Here is a 22,659-nt window from a genome sequence, read left to right on the forward strand (position 1 = left end):
GCCCGGGGGTGGGGGGGGCCCGGGGGGCCGGCGCCTCCGGGTCGGTGGCGCGGGGCCCCCCGGGGCTCCCCCCCTCGTCCCCCCCGTCTTTGTCCGGAGGGCCCCCTTATTACCCCTTCGCTTTAATCCGGGGCCCCTCCTTACATCTCTCGCAGGTGGAGGTGGAGGAAGTCGAGTTCCAGCCGGAGCAGACGTTCGGCGGCACCGTCCCCGGCCAGGTGGGTCGCGCCGGTCAGTGGGATCACCGAGTGCGGACGGCCGGCGGCGAGCAGCGCGGCCGACAACCGCAGCGTGTGCGCGGCCACCACGTTGTCGTCGACCATTCCGTGCACCAGCAGCATCGGCCGGGCGTCGTCCGGGGTGACCGGAGGCTCGCCGGCCAGCTCCAGTAGGCAGTGGTGGGCGTACACCTCCGGGCTGTCGTCCGGCAGCCCGAGATACCGCTCGGCGTACGCGGTGTCGTACATGGCCCAGTCGGAGACCGGCGCCCCGGCGACGGCGCAGCGGAACAGGTCGGGGCGGCAGAGCGCGGCCAACCCGGCCAGCCAGCCCCCGAACGACCAGCCCCGTACGGCGACCCGACCCAGGTCGAGGTCCGGGTGCTTCTCGGCGAGCGCGGTGAGGGCATCCACCTGGTCGAGCAGGATCACGTCGGCGAGCCGCCGGTGGATCACCTTCTCGAACGAGGGCGCCACTCCCGGCGTACCCCGGTTGTCGACGGTGACCACCGCGAAGCCGGAGTCCGCCCACCACTGCCGTTCCAGCCAGCGGGCGCGGCTCGCCAGCACCTCCTGGACTCCCGGTCCGCCGTAGATGTCGAGCAGCACCGGCAGCCGGCGCCCGGCGACGTGGCTGCGCGGATAGAGCACGGCCGTGGGTAGCCGGCGGTCGGTGACCCGTTCCAGCACCGGGCGCGGCGAGTACGGCGGGGTCGCGGCGAGCGTGCCCAACGTGCTCAGCTCGCGTTCGCCGCGCCAGACGGTCCACCGGGTGCCGGCGTGGTCGAGCGAGGCGGAGCCGACCACCAGTACGTCGCCACCGACGACCCCGGTGTGCCAGCCCGGGTCGGCGGTCAGCCGGCGGGACTCCACCCCGCCGCCGATCGCGGTCCGGACCCGGAACAGATGTTGCTGGCTCGGTTCCCCGTCGCTCGCCTCGACCAGCAGGTCGGTCGCTCCCGGGCCGGCTGGGAGGGGGCCGACCACCCGGCGGATGTAGAGCGACGGCGGGGTGAGCAGGGTGCCGTCGGCGAAGAGGCAGCGGGCGTCGTAGCCGTCGTGCGCGAGTTCGCCGCCGACCAGCACCCGCCCGTCGGGCAGGTGCCGGGGAGTGCCGGCGACCGGCTCGACCCAGCGGGGGTCGGCGAGTTCCGCGTGCACCTGGGTCTCCCCGGTACGGGGGTCGACCGCGAGCACCAGGCCGTGCTGTTGCAGCCGCCGCAGCACGGTGATCAGCGGTCCGGTGTCGGCCCAGTGCACCGACACCAGGTAGGGGTAGGTCTCCCGGTCCCAGTGCACGTCGACCCAGCCGCCATCGAGGTCGAGCAGGTGGAGGCTGACCTCGGCGTTCGGCCCCCCGGCCCGGGGGTACGCGACGCTGCGCGGCAGGCTCGCCGGATCACCCGGGTCGTGCAGGTACCAGCGGGGCAGCCGGGACTCGTCGACCCGGGCGGCGAGGATGGACCGCCCGTCCGGCGCCCACCAGTAGCCGCGGTACCGGGCGAACTCCTCGGCCGCGATGAACTCGGCCAGTCCCCAGCTGACGCCCGCCTCCTCACCGGCGAGCAGGTTGTCGGTGCCGTCAGCCTCGATCACCCGTAGTTGCCCGCCGCAGCGCCCGCCGTTGCCGCCGTTCGGGCTCTGTGGGCGGCCCGGGAGGCCGGTCCGGTCGGCGCTGGCGGGCCCCTCGGTGACGTACGCGAGCCGTTCACCGGTCGGGTCAGGGCGGGGGTCGATCACCGGCCCGGTGACCGCGACCTCGACCACGTCACCCTGCACCAGGTCGGCCCGGAAGAGGCGACCGGCCAGGGCGAAGACCGCCACCCGGGCGGCCGGGTCGGTGGCGTAACCGCCGATGCCGCTGGCCTGCAGCCGCTGCCGTTCCCGCAGGGCGCGCTCGGCCGGCGGCAGCCCGACGGTGGTGAGCGGGTCCCTCGGATCGCTCTCCAGCAGGATGGCCGGGTCGGCGACGAGTCGTTCCGTCGCCGACGCGACGTCGAACAGCCAGAGCGCGTCGGCCGGATCCTCGGGGCCGCCGGACCGGAGGAAGACCACCCGGGAGCCGTCGGAGGCCACCGTCACCGACCGTGGTGCGCCGTGGCTGAACCGGCGGGTACGGGCGGCCAGTTCCGGATATTCCACATCGCCGATCGTAGGCCGGCGCGATCGATGATGGGGCTGAGCTGCTCATCGTGTCCATACGTCGACCTGCTGGGTGATCGATCGCGGACGCGTAGAGTGACTGCCGTGACGAACCTGGCCGCCCGGCGGCTTCTCCTGGTACACGCACACCCGGACGACGAGGCGATCGGGACCGGGGCGACGATGGCGCACTACGCGCGCGCCGGGGCACAGGTCACCCTGGTGACCTGCACGCTCGGCGAGGAGGGCGAAATTCACGTACCGGCGCTGGCCGGGCTCGCCGCGGACGCCGCCGATCAGCTCGGTGGCTACCGGGTCGCCGAACTCGCCGCCGCGTGCGCCGCCCTCGGGGTGTCGGACCACCGGTTCCTCGGTGGGGCGGGCCGTTACCGCGACTCGGGCATGATGGGGCTCGCCACCAACGACCATCCACGGGCGTTCTGGCAGGCGGAGCTCGACGAGGCGGCCGGGTACCTGGTCGACATCATGCGCGAGGTACGGCCGCAGGTGCTCGTCACGTACGACCCGAACGGCTTCTACGGACATCCGGACCACATCCAGGCACACCGGGTCGCCATGCGCGCGGCGGAGCTGGCCACGGCCGAGGGGTTCGGACCAGTCAAGATCTATTGGACGGCGATGCCGAAGAGTGTGCTGGAGGCGGGGATGGCCGCGTTCGGAGAGTCCTCGGACAACCCGTTCGCCGGTATCGACCGCTTCGACGACCTGCCGTTCGGCACCCCGGACGAGGAGATCGCGGCCCGGATCGACGGCACCGACCAGCACGCCGCCAAGGAGGCGTCGATGCGGGCACACGCCACCCAGATCCCGGCCAGTTCGTGGCTCTACTCGATCGCCGGCAACTTCGGCGGTGAGTTCATGGGCGTGGAGTACTACACCCTGGCGGTCGGCGAGCGGGGGTCCGGATCCGGCCCGTACGGCTGGGAGGACGACCTCTTCGCCGGCCTGGAGCCCACGGCGGCGGAACCGGCCACGGAGGCCGGAGCCGAGGCGCTGGCGGAGAGCGGAGCGCGGTGACGCTGTCCAGTCCGTCGACGCCGGTTTCCGGCGAGATGCCCGTCGAGCCCCGACCGCCGCGTCGGGCGGGGCTCGTCCGTCTGCTCGACCTGCTGTTGCGGATCGCCGGGGGAGTGCTGGCGGTGATCGCCGCCCTGGTGACCGGGACGCTGGAGTTGCTGCTCGCCACGCTCCGCGTCGGTGGTCAGCTCATCGGCGTGTCCGTGCTGGTCGCGATCGCGGCAAACCTGGTGCTGGGCTGGTTCGCGTACCGGACGGTGGGGCGGCGGTGGGCGGTGGCGCTGCCGGCCGTGCCCTGGTTCGTGCTGATGGCGGTGGCCGCGATCAAGACCACCGAGGGGGACGTGTTGCTTGCCGGGGACAACTGGGTCGGCGTCGTCATGATCTTCGCCGGCTCGATGGCCTTCGCCGCGATGGCGTTCAAGCTGATCGTCTCCCGCCCGCTCGGCCCGCTTCCGCCGCCGAGCCGACCGGCTAGCTGATGGAGCCTCCCAGCTACGGGTGGTAGATATCTTCCAGCGGTACGGGACTCGGCTGTTTCTGGAGGCGTGCGATGAAGGACCGTTGGTTGCCGGTCGGCGTACTCGCGGCGGTGTTCTTCCTGATCAACGTGATCGCTCGACTGGTCATCCAGTTCGGGTTCGAGGACGACGTCGAGGCCGCGGACCGGGTGTCGTTGATCATGTTCGGTGTGATCGGGTTGATCCTGGCCGTGATCGCGTTCGTGTACGCGCGGCGGCAGCCGGTCGCCCGCTGGGGCGGGGACGTCGCGGTCGCGGTACTCGGCGCGATGGCGCTGACCGTCATCGTCGGCCCGTTCATCAGCGGGAGTTACCCGTTCGCCAACGGCGCCGGGGAGTTCTTCTCCCAGATCTGGCTCTATGCCGGATTCGCCGGTGCCGGCACCCTGCTCGGATTCCTGCTGGTGACCGCGCTGGGCCTGGACTACCGCTCCCAGTCGCTGAAGCGGTACGCGGAGACCAAGCTGGCCAAGCCGCGTCGGGTCGTCCGCCGCTGACGCGATGGGTGTCGCACCACCCGCCTACAAGGCGGGTGGTGCCACCCGGGTCAGGTACGTGTGGTGGGTGGTGAACCCGAGCTGGCGGTAGAGCGCCACGGCGCCCGAGTTGACCTCCTCGACCTGGAGGAACACGTCGGTCGCGCCGCGCTCGGCCGCCCACCTGCCCAGTGCGCCGATCACGTGCTGGGCCAACCCCTGTCGGCGGGCCTCGGGCACGACCTCGATGCTGGTCAGGCCGAGCCAGCGGCCCGCTCCGGTCACCGTGCCCCGGCCGACGGCGATCAGTTTCCCGCCGTTGTCGCCGGTTGGTGCGTAGTTGTCGCCGGTTGGTGCGTACAGGTGGGCGAAGCGGACCTGGTCGACGGCGGTGAGGACGTGTCGGGCCGCGGCCGGAAGCAGGTCGAGCGGGTCGGGCCCGGGTGCGACGCCCGCGTGGGCGGCCTTGCGAGCCGCCGCGAGCCGCAGCCACTCGTCCGACGGGCTGGTCGCCAGCTCCACCTCGGCCAGATCGGCCCGGACCGGCGTACGGGCCACCAGGGCGGTCAGCGGTGTGGTCTGCACCAGGACCGGACTTCGGCTGGTCCAGCCGCGTTCGTCGAGCGCTGCCCCGACCGGAGCGGCGAGCGGTAGCGGCGTGTTGATCATTGCCGTCTGGCCTCGGTCGGCGTACCACCTGGAGACCGCGTCGATCGCCGCCTCCAGGGGACGGTCCGGGTCGCCGACCGGTAACGCCGAGTTGGCCCGGCCGGTCCAGCCGTCGGCGGCGCGGAGCAGCCAGTCGCCGAGCCGTTCCTGTACCGGCGCCGGCCAGGCCTCGTTGGCCGCGAGTTCCAGGGCGACGACCGTTGTCGCGTTCGGCCGCCGGGCCGCCGGCACCCGCTTCGCCCGGTGCACCTCGTCCAGCGGCACCCGAAGTTTTCCGCGTGCGGTGGCGAGGGTGAGGTGTGTCTCGGTGAGGTCGACCAGCTCGCCGAGGGAGTCGGTGAAGAGCGGTCGGTTGTCACGAACCCCTACAATTCGACGGACTACCACGCGGTGTCCCAGATCCTGCCGTCGGAGCACGATCGCCCCCCTCCTCGGCGAGATACTAGGCTCTTACCGTCGCGGTTGATCGCGGCGTAGCTTGCGGAGGAGAGATCGGTGACCTACATCATCGCCGAGCCGTGCGTCGATGTGCTCGACAAGGCATGCATCGAGGAGTGCCCGGTCGACTGCATCTACGAAGGCAACCGGATGCTCTACATCCACCCCGACGAGTGCGTGGACTGCGGGGCATGTGAGCCGGTCTGCCCGGTAGAGGCCATCTTCTACGAGGACGACGTGCCGGAGCAGTGGAAGGACTACACGTCGGCGAACTACGAGTTCTTCGAGGACCTCGGCTCGCCCGGCGGCGCGTCCAAGATCGGCAAGGTGGAGAAGGACGCGACCTTCGTCGCGGCGCAGGAGCGGCGCGGAGAGGGACACTGAGCGGCGTACCGACCGGTGGGGGGACGACCCCCGGTGGTGGGAGCGGAGGTGGGCCGGTGGGTGCGGCGGCAAGCCGGATCAACGGCCTACCCGATTTTCCCTGGGACCTGCTGGCGCCCGCCAAGGTGGTCGCCGGCAGGCATCCCGACGGGATCGTCGACCTCTCCATCGGCACCCCGGTCGACCCGGTGCCGGAGCTGATCCGGGACGCGCTCTCGGCCGGCACCAACGCGCCGGGTTATCCGCTCACCGCCGGCACGGCGGCGCTGCGGGCCGCGATCGCGGACTGGGCGGGGCGTAACTGCGGTGCCGACCCCGCCGGGGTTGGCGTACTGCCCACGATCGGTTCGAAGGAACTGGTCGCCTGGCTGCCCACGCTGCTCGGCCTCGGGCCGGACGACGTGGTGGTCATCCCCGAGGTCTGTTACCCGACCTACGAGGTCGGCGCCCGGCTCGCCGGGGCCACCGTGGTCCGGGCCGACTCGCTGACCGCGATCGGTCCGAATCCCCGGGTACGCATGATCTGGGTCAACTCCCCGTCCAATCCGACCGGGCGGGTGCTGCCGGCGGCGCATCTGCGCAAGGTCGTCGACTGGGCGCGGGAACGCGGTGTGGTGGTGGTCAGCGACGAGTGTTACCTGACCCTGGGTTGGGAGTCGTCGCCCGTCTCGGTGCTCGCACCCGAGGTCAGCGGCGGGTCGTACGACGGGCTGCTGGCGGTGCACTCGCTCTCCAAGCGTTCCAACCTCGCCGGCTACCGGGCCGGTTTTGTCGCCGGTGACCCGGCGTTGGTGGACCGCCTCCTTGCGGTACGCAAGCATGCCGGCATGATCGTGCCGGAGCCGGTCCAGACGGCGATGGTCGCCTCGTTGAGCGACGAGACGCACGTGGCGGAGCAGCGTGACCGTTACGCCGCCCGCCGTGAGGTGCTGCGCCCGGCGTTGCAGCGGGCGGGCTTCACGCTCAGCCACTCGACCGCGGGCCTCTACTTCTGGGCCACCCGCGACGAGGACTGCTGGGCCACCGTCGACTGGCTCGCCGCGCGCGGCATCCTGGTCGCGCCGGGCACCTTCTACGGGCCGTCCGGTTCGCGGCACGTCCGGTTCGCGGTCACCGCGACCGACGAGCGGATCGCCGCCGCCGCCGAGCGCCTCGCTGGCTGAACAGCCGCCAGCGGCGCCCGGCGGCCCGGCCGCCGTTCCGGAGGTCCCGGGAGTTCGTCGTCGGTCGATTTTGTGACCGGAAATCTGTAATGGATCTTCGCTGGTCACGTCCATCGCGGCCGATTGGAGAGCGCTCTCAGGATTGCCGAAACAATCCTTGACGAGCCCGCAACCGAGCCGTAACGATGTATGCGCATACCTCGCACTCTCACCGGCCGTCGGCGCGTCGGGGAGGTGCGAGAGAGCGCTCTCGACGGCACCACCGGCAAGGGCGTGATCGGCGCACGCCGTCCTCCATCGGATCAGGAAGGGACTCACGTGCGTAGATCACTGCGATCGTGGCTCGGCGGTGTGCTGAGCGCGGTCCTCGTGGTGGGCGGCATCGTCGCCGCACCACCGGCGGCCAGCGCCGCCGCGTTCAATGTGCTCGTCTTCTCCAAGACCGCCGGGTTCCGGCACGGCTCGATCACCCCGGGCATCGCCGCGATCCAGGCACTCGGTGCGGCCAACGACTTCACCGTCGAGACCACCGAGGACTCGGCCCAGTTCACCGATGCCAACCTGGCCCGGTTCGACGCCGTCATCTGGCTCTCCACCACCGGCGACGTACTCAACGCGGCGCAGCAGGGCGCGTTCGAGCGCTACATCGCGGCCGGTGGCGGTTACGTCGGCGTGCACGCGGCCTCCGACACCGAGTACGACTGGCCCTGGTACGGCGGGCTCGTCGGTGCCTGGTTCGCCTCGCACCCGGCCGAGCAGACCGCGACCGTCAAGGTCGCCGACCAGGTGCACCCGTCGACCACGGGTCTGCCGCAGCGCTGGTCGCGCTTTGACGAGTGGTACAACTACCGGACCAACCCGCGCGGCAACGTACACGTGCTCGCCACTCTGGACGAGACCAGCTACACCGGTGGCAGCAACGGTGCCGATCACCCGATCAGCTGGTGCCACAACTACGGCGGCGGCCGGTCCTGGTACACCGGAATGGGGCACACCGACGCGTCGTACGCCGACGCGAACTTCCGCCGGCACCTGCTCGGCGGGATCCGGGGCGCGGCCGGCGCGGTGCAGGCCGACTGCGGCGGCACGGTCAACAGCAACTTCCAGCAGGTCACGCTCGCCCGTGGGGTGGCCGAGACCGGCGAGCCGATGAGCCTGACCGTGCTCCCCGACCGGGGCGTGTTCCACACCTCGCGGGACGGCACGATCCGGCACACCGACGTCGCCGGCAACACCAAGATCGCCGGCACCCTGCCGGTCTACACCGGTGACGAGGAGGGCTTGCAGGGCATCAAGGCCGATCCCGGCTTCGCCACCAACCGCTGGGTGTACGCCTACTACGCCCCGCCGCTCAACACCCCTGGCGGAGGTGCCCCGGCAACCGGTACGCCCGCCCAGTTCGCCGCCTGGAACGGGGTCAACCGGCTGGCCCGGTTCACCGTCAACGCCGACAACACCATCAACCTGGGCAGCGAGACGCTGATCCTGGAGGTGCCGACCAGTCGGGGCATGTGCTGCCACGTCGGTGGTGACATGGACTTCGACGCGGCCGGCAACCTCTACCTCTCCACCGGCGACGACACGAACCCGTTTGACTCGTCCGGGTTCAGCCCGATCGACGAGCGGGCCGACCGCAACCCCGCGTTCGACGCCCAGCGGACCTCGGCGAACAGCAACGACCTGCGCGGCAAGGTGCTGCGGATCAAGCCGAGCGCGGCCGGTGGTTACACCATCCCGGCCGGCAACATGTTCCCGCCCGGCACCGCGCGTACCCGGCCCGAGGTCTACGCGATGGGCTTCCGCAACCCGTTCCGGATGAGCGTCGACAAGGCCACCGGCGTGGTCTACCTCGGTGACTACGGACCGGACGCGGGCACCGCCGACCCGAACCGGGGACCGGCGGGCAACGTGGAGTTCGCCCGGATCACCCAGCCCGGTTTCTACGGCTGGCCGTACTGCACCGCGCGCAACGACGCGTACAACGACTACACGTTCCCGAGCGGGCCGTCGGGTCCGAAGTTCAACTGCGCGGGTGGCCCGGTGAACAACTCGCCGAACAACACCGGTATCACCCAGCTTCCGGCTGCCGTACCGGCCTGGTTGCCGTACGGCGGCTCCGGCTCCCCGCCGGAGTTCACCGGCGGCGGGCTCTCCCCGATGGGTGGGCCGGTCTACCGCTACAACCCGGCGTCCACGTCGGACGTGGCCTTCCCGCAGTACTACGACGGGACCTACTTCGCCGGTGAGTTCGGCCGACGCTGGATCAAGAACATCAAGATCGACGCGGCCGGCGAGCCGTTGAAGATCAATTCGTTCCCGTGGACCGGCACGCAGGTCATGGACATGGAGTTCGGCCCGGACGGCGCCCTCTATGTCCTCGACTACGGCACCGGCTGGTTCAACGGCGACGCGAACTCCGCGCTCTACCGGATCGAGTACGCCCGCGAAGGGCGCGCCCCGACCCCGAGGGTCACCGCGACCCCGACCAGCGGGGTGGCGCCGCTGACCGTGGCGTTCTCCTCGGCCGGAACACTCGACCCCGACGGCGACCCGATCACGTACGCCTGGGACTTCGACAACAACGGCACCACCGACTCCACGGTGGCGAACCCGACCTTCACGTACACCACGAACGGGGTACGCAGCCCGACCCTGACGGTGCGGGACAGCACCGGCAAGACGGCCACCGCGAGCGTGGTGGTCACCGTCGGCAACAGCGCGCCGGTGGTCACCATCAACACCCCGCTCAACGGGTCCACGTTCAACTTCGGTGACGCGGTCCCGTTCACCGTGACCGTCACCGACGCCCAGGACGGCGCGATCAACTGTGCCCGTGTCAAGGTCAACTATGTCTTGGGCCACGACTCGCACGGGCACCAGCTCGGCAGCGTGCAGGGCTGCACCGGGGTCATCCAGACCTCGGCCGACGGCGAGCACGACACCGCCGCGAACATCTTCGGCATCATCGACGCCGAGTACACCGACCTTGGCGGCGGCGGCCAGCCCGCGCTGACCACGCATGCCCAGGCGGTGCTGCAACCACGGGTACGCCAGGCGGAGCACTTCGGCGACTCCAGCGGCATCCAGATCACGAACCCGGGCAACGCCCAGGGCGGTGGGGCGATCGGGTACGTCGACAACAACGACTGGATCTCGTTCACCCCGTACAACCTGACCGGCATCCAGTCGTTCAGCGCCCGGGTCGGCGCCCCGGCGGGCGGTGGCGGAACCCTCGAACTGCGGGTCGACTCACCCACCGGACCGCTGGTCGGATCGGCCACGGTGGTACCGACCGGCGGGTACACGACGTGGGCGACGGTCACCGGCGGCGTCACCGCTCCGACCGGCACCCGCACCCTCTACCTGGTCTTCAAGGGAACCGGTCCGTACTTCGACGTGGACCAGTTCACCCTCTCGCCCCAACCCGGGGGCCCCGGGCCGGACCCCGACCCGGATCCGGAACCGGAACCGGGCAGCAACCTGGCGTTGAACAAGCCGGCCCGGTCCTCCAGCATCCAGGACGCCTTCGTCGCCGGAAACGCCTTCGACGGGGTGGCCGGCAGCCGTTGGGGCAGCGCGTTCAGCGACCCGCAGTGGATCGACGTCGACCTCGGCGCCACGTACGACATCAACCGGGTGAAGCTCACCTGGGAGGCGGCGTACGGCAGCGCGTACCAGATCCAGACCTCGCCGGACGGGGCCACCTGGACCACCATCCGGAGCGTGACCGGCGGTGACGGCGGGGTCGACGACCTCACCGGCCTCACCGGCAGCGGTCGTTACGTGCGACTCAACGGCACCACCCGGGGTACCGGGTGGGGCTACTCGCTCTTCGAGTTCGAGGTGTACGGCGGCACCGGCGGGCCGAGCAACCCGCCGACCACCAACCTGCTGCTGAACAAGCCGACGCTCACCTCCAGTAACGAGGCGGCCGGCATGTCCGGCGCCCAGGCGGTCGACGGCAGCCTCACCACCCGCTGGTCGTCGCTCTTCGCCGACCCGCAGTGGATCCGGGTCGACCTCGGCACCCCCACAGCCATCGGCCGGGTCAAGCTGACTTGGGAGGCGGCGTACAGCAGCGCGTACCAGATCCAAACCTCCAACGACGGCAACACCTGGACCACCGTGCGCTCGGTGACCGGGGCCAACGGCGGAGTGGACGAACTGACCGGACTCGGCGCCAACGGCCGCTACCTGCGGATCAACGGCACCGCCAGAGGGACCGGCTACGGCCACTCCCTCTGGGAGGTCGAGGCGTACAGCAGCTAGCACCACCACGCTGTGGCCGGCACGGGACCTCCCGTGCCGGCCACACCGGCGTTCGACGGTCACCCGAGTTGCCGCCCACCGTCCTATGCTGGCGGCCATGCCAACGGGACTGATCGACGATGTTCGTGCCCGCTCCGCCCGGATCCGGGCGCTCGCTCCGCAGATCGAGCGCGACCGGGCAATGCCGGAGGACCTGGTCGACGACCTCATCGGCCTGGGCTTGCTCCGGCTCGCCGCACCGGGCGCGGCGGGTGGTGTCGAGGCCGACCCGTTGACCATGTTCGAGGTGTTCGAGGAACTGGGTCGAGCCGACGGCTCGGTCGGCTGGTGCACGATGATCGGCGCCGCCACCGGTGTGACCCTCGGATACCTGGACGAGACGACTGCGGCGAAGCTGCTCGCCGACCCCCGGTTCCTGATCGCCGGGGTCGCGGCGCCGTCCGGCCGGGCCACCATCGTGCCCGGTGGCTACCGGGTACGCGGTCGCTGGTCGTTCGCCAGCGCCAGCCGGCACGCCACCCACCTGGTGGGCGGTTGCGTGGTGCTCGACGAGACGGGACCGGTCACCGGACCGGGCGGGATGCCGCAGGTACGGCACGTGGTCATGCCCGCCGCCGACCTCACCATCCACGACAACTGGGACGTGGTCGGGCTCGCCGGCACCGGCAGCCACGACATCGAGGCGGTCGACGTCTTCGTCCCGGACGCGTACTCGTTCTCGATCTTCGGGCCGGCACGTCAGGACCGGCCGCTCTATCGGTTCCCCGTGTTCGGGTTGCTGGCGTTCGGCATCGGTGCGGTGGCGCTCGGCATCGCCCGCGCCGCGTTGGACGAGTTCGCCCGGGTGGCGGGGGAGAAGCATGACCCGCTGACCGGGCAGCCGGCGGCCGGCAAGCCGATGATCAGGGCCACGCTCGCCGAGGCGGAGGGAATCCTCGGCGCCGGGCGTGCGTACCTGGTCGGTGAGATCGCCAACTGCTGGCGCCGGGCAGCGGCCGGGGAGGTCGTGCCGGTCGAGCAGCGCGCCCGGCTGCGGCTGGCGATCGCGTACGCGACCAGGAGCGCGGCGCACGCCGTCGACCTCGTCTACCACGGGGGTGGGGCCGCCTCCATCCGATCGTCGAGCCCGTTGCAGCGCTGCTTCCGGGACGTGCACGTGGCGACCCAGCACGCGTTGGTCGGCCCGGAGGTGCGGGAACTGGTCGGTGGGGTGCTGCTCGACCAGCCGGTCGTCACCGTACGGCTGTAGTAGGCGGCCCGTCAGTCACCCGCCAGCGCCGGGATCGCGGTGCCGCTCGGCATGTCAAAGTCCGGCGGTTGCCCCTAGGGTGGGGGCCATGGTCGAAGGTCCGGTGGTGGCGGTACGGGGCGAGGCGTTTCGTGAGGTGCCGCCGGAGCTGGCGCGTTTCGCGGTGACCGTCAACGTGCGGGAGCGGGACAGGCCGACCACCCTGACCCGGCTGGCCGAGCGAGCCGAGGCGGTTCGTGTGCTGATCGACTCGTACGGACCGGCGATCGAGCGACGGGAGACCGGCCAGCTCGGGGTCTACCCCCAGACCAAGCGCTCCGGTGAACGGGTGATCGGCTACAACGGCAGCGTGACCACCACGGTGACCGTCACCGACTTCAGCGTGCTGGGTGAGCTGATGCTCCGACTGGGCGAAGAGGACCAGACCCAGATCGCCGGCCCGTGGTGGGCGCTGCGACCGGAGAGCCCGGTGTACCGGGAGGTCCGCCGGGCCGCGATCGGCGAAGCCGTCGACCGGGCCCGGGAGTACGCGGACGCGCTCGGCGCCCGGGTGATCGCCCTGGTCCAGCTCGCCGACCCCGGGGTGGAGCAGCACCAGCCGATGATGATGGTCGGCTCGGCGCAGGGCTTCCGGGGCAAGGGCGCGCTGGACAGCGTGCCCGACCTCGACCTCGACCCGCAGGTGCAGACGATCCAGGCCGCGATCGAGGCACGGTTCACCATCAGCGAGCCGACGGTGCTCGCCGAGCCCCGCGACTGAGCCGGCCGCCGTGTCCGTACCGGCGCAGCCGCACACTTTCGACGAGTTGGTGGCGCGGGCCCGTGCCCTGGCCGACGCCGGCCCGCGACAACTGCTCGGCATCGCGGGTGCGCCGGGCGCCGGCAAGTCCACCCTGGCCCAACGACTGGTTGCCGCGCTCGGCCCGGTGGCGGCGCTGGTGCCGATGGACGGGTTCCACCTCGCCGAGGCAGAGCTGCGCCGACTCGGCCGGCACCACCGCAAGGGCGCCCTGGACACGTTCGACGGTGCCGGTTACGTGGCCCTGATGCGTCGGATTCGTACCGGGGGCGACGACGGGGGCGGCGGCACGGTCTACGCGCCCGAGTTCCGGCGCGAGCTGGAGGAGTCGATCGCCGGTGCGATCGCCGTACCGCCGCAGGTGCGGCTGGTGGTGACCGAGGGCAACTATCTGCTGGTGCCGGCCCCGCCCTGGGACGAGCTGCGCGGGCTCCTGGACGAGGTGTGGTTCCTCGACCTCGACGCGGGGGAGCGGCTGCGCCGGTTGACCGACCGGCACATCGGCTTCGGCCGGTCGGCGACCGAGGCGGCCACCCGGGCCCGGGGCACCGACCAGGTCAACGCCGATCTGATCGAGACCACCGCCGGTCGCTCCGATGTGGTCGTACGACTCGCGGGTTGACGTCCCGGTTGCCGGGTGATCGTTGACTGGACCGATGACCAGTGTTACGCAGGTAATTGTCGTACGCGGGGGAGTCGTGTTCGCGACCCGGACACTCATCGTCGCCAACCACTGCCCACCCCGGCGATAGCGAACCGCATCGAGGACTGGTAAACCGGGCGGACGACGTCGATTAGGCGAGTTCGGTACGTTGGTTTCGAACATCGACAGGAGGCCCGTGTCCGCTCGGAAGGTATTGACCCGGTACGCGGTGGGAATGGGCGTACTGGTCGGCTGCTTCTTCGCCGTGCCGGCGCTGCGTACCCTCCTGTTCGCGCTGGTGGGGCTGGCTGGGGCCACTGCGGTGCTGGTCGGCGTACGGTGGCATCGCCCGCAACGCGGATACACCTGGTGGCTGCTTTCCGCGGGCATGGCGCTGCTCGCCGTCGGCGACACCCTCTACAGTCTCGATGCGTCGTTGCCGAGCGACGCGCCGGCATCGGCCGCGGATGTTTCCTATTTGTTGATGTTCCCCTTGATCGGCGCCGGACTACTCGGACTCACCCGTTCGAACATTGTCGCCCGTGACCGATCACAGTTCCTCGACTTTCTGATCTTCTGTACCGCCGGCGGATTCCTGCTCTGGATCTTTGTGCTCGGCCCCTACCTCGACGGCCCCGGGCTCAACCCGTTCAGCCGTTCGACCCTGGCCGCGTTCGCCTTCGCCGACCTGCTGGTGCTGGCGGCCACCGCGCGGCTGCTCACCGCCACACCGATCAACCCGGCCGCGGTACTGCTGCTGGTCGGCGCCGCGGGCATGCTCGCCGCTGACCTCGGCTACGGCATCGCCCTGCACAACGGCGGCTGGCAGCCGGGTGGACCGGTCGAACTGGGCTGGTTCACCTTCTCCGTCTGCTGGGGCGCCGCCGCCCTGCACCCCCGGATGACACGGCTGACCGTGCCCGCCCAGCCACGCCAGACCGAGGTGGGACGGCTCCGACTGGTGCTGCTCGGGTTCGCCGCCGTACTCGCCCCGGCGGTGCTGCTGCTTGAGGCGGTGACCGGCGAGGTGCACGACGGCACGGTGATCGCCGTCGTCTCCGGAGTGATGTTCGTGCTGGTGCTGAGCCGCCTCGCGGACGCGGCGGACGCACACCGACTCGTGGTCAGCCGCGAGCGGAGCCTGCGCAAGGCCGCCGCCGACCTGGTGTCGGCCACCGCCGCCCGCGAGGTCGACCGGGCGGTACGGGCCGCCGTCGCCCGGCTGGTGCCGAAGCACGCCCCGCACCGGGTGGTGTTCACGGTCAACCGGGCCGACGGGGTGCCGGCCACCGCGACCAGCATCTGGGGGCCGGCGGTCGCGGAACCCTCCACGTACTACCCGGCGCCGAGCGCGGCCACCGCCCGCCGCACCAGACTGCTGCGGGTCGGCATGCTCCAGCCGGCACTGGCCGGACAGTTGGGCCAGTTCAGCACCGCCGTGCTCTGTCCACTGGTGCTCGACGAGCGGGCCACCGGGGTGCCCCGAGTCGGCGCGCTGCTGGTCGCCGCCGACCAGACCGTCCTCGCCGGGCTGCGCGACTCGCTGGAGGTGCTGGCCGCGCAGGTGGCGCTCGCGCTGGAACGGATCGGGCTGAGCCAGGAGATCAGCCGGCGGGACACCGAGGCATACTTCCGCAGCGTGGTGCAGAACGCCACCGATGTCATCCTCGTCGTCGACGACGACCGGTCGATCCGGTACGCCAGCCCCTCGGTCCGTACCGTGATCGGCATCGAGCCGGCGGACTGTGCCGAGCTGAACTCCGTGGTGCACCCGGACGACCGGGAGCTGATCGACGACCTGCTGGATCCGGCCCGGTCGTCGGGCGGCGAGTGGGCCGACTGGACCGTACGGCGACCGGACGGTGAGCGGATCCACCTGGAGGTGAGCTGCCGCGATCTGCGCCGGGACCGGACCGTGCGGGGCGTGGTGGTGACCATGCGGGACATGACGGAACGGCGCCGGCTGGAGCGGGAACTGACCCACCGGTCCCTGCACGACGTGCTCACCGGGTTGGCGAACCGGGCCTCCTTCCAGGACCAGGTGTACGCGGCGGTCGGTCACGCCCGCCGCAGTGGCCGTACGGTCGGCGTGCTCTGCATCGACCTGGACGAGTTCAGTTCGGTCAACGACGCACACGGGCACGCGGTCGGCGACGGGCTGCTGATCGCGGTCGGGCAGCGGTTGCGGGAACTGGTCGGCGCGACCGGCATGGTGGCGCGACTCGGCGGCGACGAGTTCGCCGTACTGGTGCCGGACGCCGAGAACGCCGAGCAGGCCGAGCGGATCGCCGACGATCTGGTCCACGCGCTCGCCGAGCCGCTCGCGGTCGGTGACACCCTGGTCAACGGTTCGGTCAGCATCGGCGTGGCCACCAGCGCCGACGCCACCGACGCGGGGGAGCTGCTCAAGCACGGGGACCTGGCGCTCTACGTGGCGAAGGGTGGTGGCAAGGGGCGCTGGTGCCGCTACCAGTCGGAGCTGCACACCGCGATCGTGCAGCGGCTGGAACTGCGTACCGCCCTGGCGGAGGCGGTCGAGCGGCGCAGCTTCATGGTCGAGTACCAGCCGATCGTCGACCTCTACAGTGGTGCCGCCTCCGGTTTCGAGGCGTTGGTGCGCTGGCACCACCCCGGTCGGGGTCTCGTCCCGCCGGATCAGTTCATCGCGCTCGCCGAGGAGACCGGTCTGATCGAGCAGATCGGCGACTGGGTGCTCCGCGAGGCGGTCGCCGCGGCCGGTCGCTGGCGGCAGAACCGGGACCCGTCGGCGACGCCGTACGTCAGTGTCAACGTCTCCGCCCGGCAACTGCGCGCGGGCGGCTTTGTCGACCGGGTCCGGGCTGCCCTGGGCGTCGCCGACGTACCGCCGACCCTGCTCATGTTGGAGATCACCGAGAGTCTGCTGCTCCGCGACGACGACCAGGTGTGGGCCGAGCTGACCGAGCTGCGCACCCTGGGCGTACGGGTGGCGATCGACGACTTCGGCACCGGCTTCTCGTCGTTGAGCTACCTCCAGCAGATGCCGGCCGACGTACTGAAGATCGACCGTTCGTTCACCGCCACCGTCGCCTCCTCCCGCCGGCAACTGCTGCTGCTGGAGGGCATCATCCGGTTGGCCGGAACCCTGAGCCTGGACATCATCGCCGAGGGGGTGGAAACCGAGGTGGTACGGACGCTGCTGATGGACATGGGCTGCGCCTCCGGCCAGGGCTACCTTTTCTCCCGCCCGCTGGCGGAGGAGGATGCCACCCGGTGGGGCCCCGAGCGGCGCAGCCCGGCCCCGATCCAACGCGCCTGACCGGCACCGACGGAGTTCCTAGCACCTCCCTCCTCGATCAGGCGGTTGTCCACAGCCTCGTGTCTGTATCCACAGCACCGGCGTCGCGGGTCGCCGACGTGTCGTTGTCCGAGGAACCTCGTCGTCATGGACCATCGTCTTCGGGCGCTACTGGTGGTGGGTGGAGGCATGGTCACCCGCGTGGGAAGTGAACGGGTCGCGCCGAGGTGGGCGATCGACAACGCCTGTCGGTCCGGCAGTCTGCGGCGGATCCTGCCGGGGGTTTACCTGGACGCGGGCCGCGCGGACGAGGTCGCGCTCCGGCACCGGGCGGCGCTCGCCTACATCGGAGGGCGAGGGGCGTTCAGCCACACCACCGCGCTCGCGCTCTGGGGTCGTTGTCGTCCGGCACCGGATGCTCCGATGCACATGACCGTGCCCGCTTCGGTACGGCTGCGGGCGTCCTCGGCCCTGGTGTTGCACCGGGTGGACGGCTTCGAGCCGGCACCGCCGCACGTGCTGCGTCGGCAGGGCAGGCCCGTCACCCGGTTGGAACGCTCGATCGTCGATTGCTGGCCGCTGTTACCGGCCGACGAGCGGCGAGCGGTGGTCATCGAGGCCGTCAACGGTCGGGTGACCACCGTGGCGAGACTGGGAGAGGCCCTGCTGGCCGCCCCGAGGTTGGTGGATCGCGCTGAACTCCGGGCGCTGCTGGAGCGGTTGGCGATCGGCTGCCGCAGCCCACTGGAGATCTGGGGCCACGAGCGTGTCTTCAGCGGCCCGGGCATGCCGGCCTTCCGACGTCAGAAGCGGTTGCGGGTCGGTGGACGGGTTTTCGACCTGGACGTGTACGCCGAACGTGAGCGGGTGGACTTCGAGCTGGATGGCGCCGCCTGGCACGGTGACCGGCGGCAACGGGAGATCGATCTGCGCCGGGACGCGTTGCTGGCCACGCTCGGTGTGCTGGTGGTCCGGTTCAGTCACCGCCGGTTGGTCCACGAACCCGCCGAGGTACGCCGCGAGGTCCTCGCCATCCTGGCTGCCCGTCGACTGGACCGCGGCGGAGCTTGATCCATGCGGCGCTAGCTGTGTTCAGGGGCCTCGGGAGAACAGCCAGCGACGCAATGATCATGGGAGGTGTGCCGACCCTCCGAAGGGGGTGGCGTCAGGTGAGGCGGCGGGTGATCCGGGCCGGGTTGCCGAGGGCGACGACGTTGGCGGGAAGGTCACGGGGGACGACCGAGCCCGCACCCACCACCGTGTTCTCGCCGATCGTGACGCCGGCGAGGACGATGGCGCCGGCGCCGAGCCAGACGTTGTCGCCGATGGTGATCGGCTTGGCCGCTTCCCACTTGGCCCGGCGTGGCTCCGGCTCGATCGGGTGGGTCGGCGTCAGCAGTTGCACGTTCGGGCCGATCTGCACGTCCGCGCCGATCATGATCGGTGCCACGTCGAGCAACACCGCGCCATAGTTGACGAAGGTGCCGTCGCCGATGCTGATGTGGTAGCCGAAATCGCAGTAGAACGGCGGCCGGATGCCCACTCCTTCGCCGACCGCGCCAAGCAGTTGGGTGAGCAGGTGCCGCCGCCGCTCCGGTTCATCGACGGTGGTCGCGTTGAACTGTTCCATCAGTCGCGCCCCGCGTTGTGCGTCGGCGACGATTTCCGGGTCGTCGGCGAGGTAGAGCTCCCCCGCGAGCATCCGTGCCTTGTGCGAGGCCACAGCCTCTCCTCTGCCGGTGCCGTGGATGATCCACATAGGCTGATCTCGATGGATGGGATGATCGTTTGGTGAATGTGGGTAGAGCGTTCGGAAATGATCACAAGCGATTGAATGGTCTAATTCTAGATAGTGTCAGGGGTATCAGATACATACTCGGTATGCAATGCTGACCGGTGTCCATGCAGGACCTGACATCCACGAGATGTCGACCGGGGAGGTTTCGTTGCAGGTATCGAGGAGATTGACCGCAGTCGCACTGGGGGTCGGGTTGGTGCTCGGCACCGGCTCGGCCGGCTTGGCCAGTCCCGTACCGGCGGCCACGTCGCCGACCGCAGAACCGACCACTCGGGCGCAGGCCCGACCCGTCACCGTCACCCTGCTCACCGGCGACCGGATCACGCTCGCCTCGGCCGACGCCCTGACCGGCTCGGTGCAGCCGGCCAAGGGACGGGAAAAGATCCAGTTCATCGTCCAGCGCGACGCCGACCACCTGTACGTGATCCCGCGCGACGCCGCACGGCTGGTCGGTTCCGGGCAGCTCGACCGCCGCCTCTTCGACGTCACCGGGCTGGTCCAGGCCGGTTACCACGACGCGGCGCGGGACAACCTGCCACTGATCGTCACCTACCGCGACGGAGCCGTGGCCTCCGCCACCGGAACCCTGCGCGGCACCGGTGCCCGGGTCACCCGGGATCTCCCGGCGATCGGTGGCGCCGCGGTCACCGCCGCCAAGGACCAGGCCACGGACTTCTGGGCCGGGGTCACCACCGGTCAGGGCAGCGCCCGCACCGCCACCGCCGCCGGGATCGAGAAGATCTGGCTGGACGGCAAACGGCAGCTGACCCTCGACCACAGCGTGCCGCAGATCGGTGCGCCCGCCGCCCACCAGGCCGGGTTCACCGGCAGCGGGGTCACCGTCGCCGTGCTCGACTCGGGTGTCGACGTCGAACACCCGGACCTGGTCGGCAGGGTCGCCGAGGCGCGGAACTTCAGCGAGGAGACCGATCCCCGCGACCTGGTCGGGCACGGTACCCACGTCGCCTCGATCATCGCCGGCAGCGGCGCCGCCTCCGCCGGGAAGTACCGGGGCGTGGCGCCGGACGCCACCCTGGTCTCCGGCAAGGTCTGCGAGATCTACGGCTGCACCGAGTCGGCGATCCTCGCCGGTCTCCAGTGGGCGGCCGTGGAGAAGCAGGCGGACGTGGTCAACATCAGCCTCGGCGGATACGACGGGCCGGAGATCGACCCGATCGAGGAAGCGGTCAACACCCTCACCGCGCAGACCGGCACGCTCTTCGTGATCGCCGCCGGCAACGACGGTTCGGACGCCTCGGTCGGCTCGCCGGGCAGCGCGGACGCCGCCCTCACCGTGGGTGCGGTCGACCGCGACGACAAACTGGCGGGCTTCTCCAGCCGGGGACCCCGAGTCGGGGACAGCGCGGTGAAGCCCGACATCACCGCACCCGGTGTGGAGATCGTCGCGGCCAAGGGCGCCGGAACCCTGCTCGGTACGCCGGTCGGCGAGCACTACGTCACCGCTTCCGGCACCTCGATGGCGACCCCGCACGTGGTCGGTGCCGTGGCGCTGCTCGGACAGCAGCACCCGGACTGGAGCGCGGCACAGTTCAAGTCAACCCTGACGGCCTCGGCCAAGCCCGATCCGACGCTCACCGCGTACCAGCAGGGAGCCGGCCGGGTCGACGTGGCCCGCGCCATCACCCAACCGGTGACCACCGACCCGGCCAGTCTCTCCTTCGGGCGGGCCGTCTGGCCGCACGCGGACGACGCGCCGGTCAGCCGGACCGTCACCTACCACAACTCCGGCAGCGCCGCCCGCACCCTCGACCTGGCGCTCCAGGTGATCGGCCCGGAAGGGGCGTCCCTGCCGTCCGGCCTGTTCAGCGTCAGCGCCAACCAGGTGACCGTACCCGCCGGTGGCGAGGCGACGGTCACGGTGACCGCGGACACCAGCGTCGCCGGCCCGGACGGTTACTGGTCCGGCCGCCTGACCGCCACCGCCGGGTCGACCGTGGTCACCACCCCGATCGGCGTCGACAAGGAGGTCGAGAGCTACGACCTCACCTTCACGTACATCGACCAGACCGGTGCCCCGACCGCCGAGTACGGCAGCTCACTGATCGGACTGGACCGGTTCTCCTACACCAGCGTGTACGACGACGACGGCACCGCCACCGTCCGGGTGCCGAAGGGCCGCTACGGGTTGGACGCGGTGCTGTTCTACCTGCGCGGCGAGGAGCAGGTGGACGCCACGATGCTGGCGCAGCCGGAACTGGTCGTCGACCGGAACCTGAGCGTCACTCTCGACGCGCGCCAGGGCCGACCGGTACGGGTGACCGTGCCCGATCCGTCGGCCGCACCGGCCCTGGTCGACATCTCCGCCAACTGGACCGTCCTGGACGGCGGCTTCGGCTCCAGCCTGCTCGCCTTCTCCTTCGACGGCCTTCGTACCGCACATGTCGGGACGGGCAGCTCCTCGGCCTTCCGAGGCGGTATCGGCAGCCAGTGGGCGGATCCGGGCGTCGACGGACAGTTCGCGCAGAGCCGCTACCTCTACGGGCTCAGCGACGTGATTCCCGGCCGGTTCCCGACCGGCTACGCCCGGCACTTCCGGGACCGGGATCTTGCCACGGTGAAGAACGACTTCCGGGGTGCCGCGCCTGGCCAGACCGTCTACCGGTTCGCGTTCGCGGACTACCCGGAGCCGACCGGCGGCTGGGCGGTCGGGCTGCCGGTCGCCGTACCGGGGCAGCGGGTCGAGTACTACAACACCGACGACGGTGTGCGGTGGGACCAGGCGCTGGAGTTCAGCCTGCCGGACGCCGACGGATTCCCGGCCACCCAGACGGTGTTGCAGTTGCCGGTCGCGGCGCGGTACCAGGCCGGACGCCACTACCAGAACGTGTGGAACGGCGCTCCGTACGGTCCGTCCTTCCCTGAGCCGCGCTGGCCGGACCAGGGCCTCTTCCGTCAGGGCAACACGATCGGGGTCGACCTTCCGATCTTCAGTGACGCGGCGGGGAACCCCGGTGGTTCGCTCACCGAGACGGCGCGGACCGCGCTCTACCGCAACGGCACGCTGGTCGACGAGGTCGCGGACCCGGGTTGGGGGAAGTTCGACGTGCCAGCCGGCAAGGCCGACTACCGGTTGACGGTTTCGGCCACCCGGAACGTCGCGGAGTTGGCCACCGCGACCGAGGTGGCGTGGACGTTCCGCTCCGGCGAGGTGCCCGCCGACGAGATCGCCAAGCTGCCCGCGATGGCGATCCGGTACGCACCGAAGCTCGACGCCGGCAACGCCGCCCCGGACGGTCGGGAGTTCGACATCCCGATCACCGTCGCGCGGCAGCCCGACGCCCCGTCGGCACAGGTGCGGCAGTTGACCGTGGAGGTCTCCTACGACGACGGGCGGACCTGGCGCAACGCGTCCGTGAAGGCCGGCAAGTCCGGTTGGACGGCGAGCGTACGGCACCCGAACGGGGCCGCGTACGTGTCGCTGCGCGCGAAGGCGACCGATGCGGCCGGTAACACCGTCACGCAGAAGGTGATCCGTGCCTACAAGCTGAAGTAACCGGGAGGCGGGTGCCGGCCGATGGTGGCCGGCACCCGCCTCCGCCGTTGTTCGGGTGCCG

General features: G+C 70.9%; 15 protein-coding genes. 12 read left to right on the forward strand and 3 right to left on the reverse strand.

The genetic code is table 11. From position 1 onward, the window contains the following. Positions 1-140: 140 nt before the first annotated feature. A complete protein-coding gene (locus ACIBF5_RS27550) occupies positions 141-2,360 on the reverse strand; it encodes a prolyl oligopeptidase family serine peptidase (RefSeq protein WP_396815791.1) in 2,220 nt (739 codons plus the stop codon). Between the two features lie 96 nt (positions 2,361-2,456). Between ACIBF5_RS27550 and mshB the strand changes: the two genes are divergently transcribed. The 3 genes from mshB to ACIBF5_RS27565 all read left to right on the forward strand — a co-directional run bounded on the left by mshB (position 2,457) and on the right by ACIBF5_RS27565 (position 4,416). Further along, positions 2,457-3,398, forward strand: coding sequence for an N-acetyl-1-D-myo-inositol-2-amino-2-deoxy-alpha-D-glucopyranoside deacetylase (gene mshB, locus ACIBF5_RS27555; protein ID WP_396815792.1), 942 nt, complete (start codon positions 2,457-2,459; stop codon positions 3,396-3,398). A 35-nt stretch (positions 3,399-3,433) separates the two neighbouring features. After that, positions 3,434-3,880 (forward strand): hypothetical protein, encoded by a 447-nt coding sequence (locus ACIBF5_RS27560; RefSeq protein ID WP_396815857.1) that lies wholly within the window; start codon positions 3,434-3,436, stop codon positions 3,878-3,880. Positions 3,881-3,951: 71 nt separating this feature from the next. Beyond that, on the forward strand, positions 3,952-4,416 hold the full coding sequence (locus ACIBF5_RS27565; protein WP_396815793.1) for a hypothetical protein: 465 nt from the start codon (positions 3,952-3,954) through the stop codon (positions 4,414-4,416). 24 nt (positions 4,417-4,440) lie between these two features. Here the strand turns inward: ACIBF5_RS27565 and ACIBF5_RS27570 are convergent, their stop codons facing one another. Next, the gene (locus ACIBF5_RS27570) at positions 4,441-5,481 is read right to left on the reverse strand and encodes a GNAT family N-acetyltransferase (RefSeq protein WP_396815794.1); all 1,041 of its coding nucleotides are present in this window, start codon (positions 5,479-5,481) and stop codon (positions 4,441-4,443) included. Between the two features lie 78 nt (positions 5,482-5,559). Here ACIBF5_RS27570 and fdxA point away from each other — a divergent pair, with 78 nt between their 5' ends. The 8 genes from fdxA (at position 5,560) to ACIBF5_RS27610 (ending at position 18,357) form a co-directional block, all read left to right on the forward strand. Further along, positions 5,560-5,886 carry a ferredoxin gene (gene fdxA, locus ACIBF5_RS27575; protein ID WP_170208586.1) on the forward strand — a complete coding sequence of 109 codons (327 nt, stop codon included), beginning with the start codon at positions 5,560-5,562 and terminating at the stop codon, positions 5,884-5,886. Positions 5,887-5,942: 56 nt separating this feature from the next. After that, on the forward strand, positions 5,943-7,049 hold the full coding sequence (gene dapC / locus ACIBF5_RS27580) for a succinyldiaminopimelate transaminase (protein WP_396815795.1): 1,107 nt from the start codon (positions 5,943-5,945) through the stop codon (positions 7,047-7,049). Positions 7,050-7,367: 318 nt separating this feature from the next. Beyond that, positions 7,368-11,318 (forward strand): ThuA domain-containing protein, encoded by a 3,951-nt coding sequence (locus ACIBF5_RS27585; protein WP_396815796.1) that lies wholly within the window; start codon positions 7,368-7,370, stop codon positions 11,316-11,318. Positions 11,319-11,415: 97 nt separating this feature from the next. Further along, positions 11,416-12,567: an acyl-CoA dehydrogenase family protein gene (locus ACIBF5_RS27590; RefSeq protein ID WP_396815797.1), complete on the forward strand. Its 1,152-nt coding sequence runs from the start codon at positions 11,416-11,418 to the stop codon at positions 12,565-12,567. An 88-nt stretch (positions 12,568-12,655) separates the two neighbouring features. Beyond that, positions 12,656-13,327 (forward strand): SIMPL domain-containing protein, encoded by a 672-nt coding sequence (locus ACIBF5_RS27595; RefSeq protein ID WP_396815798.1) that lies wholly within the window; start codon positions 12,656-12,658, stop codon positions 13,325-13,327. 10 nt (positions 13,328-13,337) lie between these two features. Beyond that, the gene (locus ACIBF5_RS27600) at positions 13,338-13,988 is read left to right on the forward strand and encodes a nucleoside/nucleotide kinase family protein (RefSeq protein ID WP_396815799.1); all 651 of its coding nucleotides are present in this window, start codon (positions 13,338-13,340) and stop codon (positions 13,986-13,988) included. Positions 13,989-14,205: 217 nt separating this feature from the next. Beyond that, positions 14,206-17,307 carry a putative bifunctional diguanylate cyclase/phosphodiesterase gene (locus ACIBF5_RS27605; RefSeq protein WP_396815800.1) on the forward strand — a complete coding sequence of 1,034 codons (3,102 nt, stop codon included), beginning with the start codon at positions 14,206-14,208 and terminating at the stop codon, positions 17,305-17,307. 126 nt (positions 17,308-17,433) lie between these two features. After that, positions 17,434-18,357 carry a DUF559 domain-containing protein gene (locus tag ACIBF5_RS27610; protein ID WP_396815801.1) on the forward strand — a complete coding sequence of 308 codons (924 nt, stop codon included), beginning with the start codon at positions 17,434-17,436 and terminating at the stop codon, positions 18,355-18,357. Between the two features lie 94 nt (positions 18,358-18,451). Here the strand turns inward: ACIBF5_RS27610 and ACIBF5_RS27615 are convergent, their stop codons facing one another. Then, a complete protein-coding gene (locus tag ACIBF5_RS27615; protein WP_396815802.1) occupies positions 18,452-19,009 on the reverse strand; it encodes a sugar O-acetyltransferase in 558 nt (185 codons plus the stop codon). 241 nt (positions 19,010-19,250) lie between these two features. Between ACIBF5_RS27615 and ACIBF5_RS27620 the strand changes: the two genes are divergently transcribed. Further along, positions 19,251-22,598: a S8 family serine peptidase gene (locus tag ACIBF5_RS27620; RefSeq protein ID WP_396815803.1), complete on the forward strand. Its 3,348-nt coding sequence runs from the start codon at positions 19,251-19,253 to the stop codon at positions 22,596-22,598. Positions 22,599-22,659: the final 61 nt, after the last annotated feature.

It is taken from the genome of Micromonospora sp. NPDC050417 (genome assembly GCF_044458865.1).
Classification (GTDB): domain Bacteria; phylum Actinomycetota; class Actinomycetes; order Mycobacteriales; family Micromonosporaceae; genus Micromonospora_G.

Coding starts and splice junctions, on each gene's coding strand:
- ACIBF5_RS27560 (WP_396815857.1), top strand. CDS start 3,434: ATGCCCGTCGAGCCCCGACCGCCGCGTCGGGCGGGGCTCGTCCGTCTG.
- ACIBF5_RS27565 (WP_396815793.1), top strand. CDS start 3,952: ATGAAGGACCGTTGGTTGCCGGTCGGCGTACTCGCGGCGGTGTTCTTC.
- ACIBF5_RS27590 (WP_396815797.1), top strand. CDS start 11,416: ATGCCAACGGGACTGATCGACGATGTTCGTGCCCGCTCCGCCCGGATC.
- ACIBF5_RS27595 (WP_396815798.1), top strand. CDS start 12,656: ATGGTCGAAGGTCCGGTGGTGGCGGTACGGGGCGAGGCGTTTCGTGAG.
- ACIBF5_RS27610 (WP_396815801.1), top strand. CDS start 17,434: ATGGACCATCGTCTTCGGGCGCTACTGGTGGTGGGTGGAGGCATGGTC.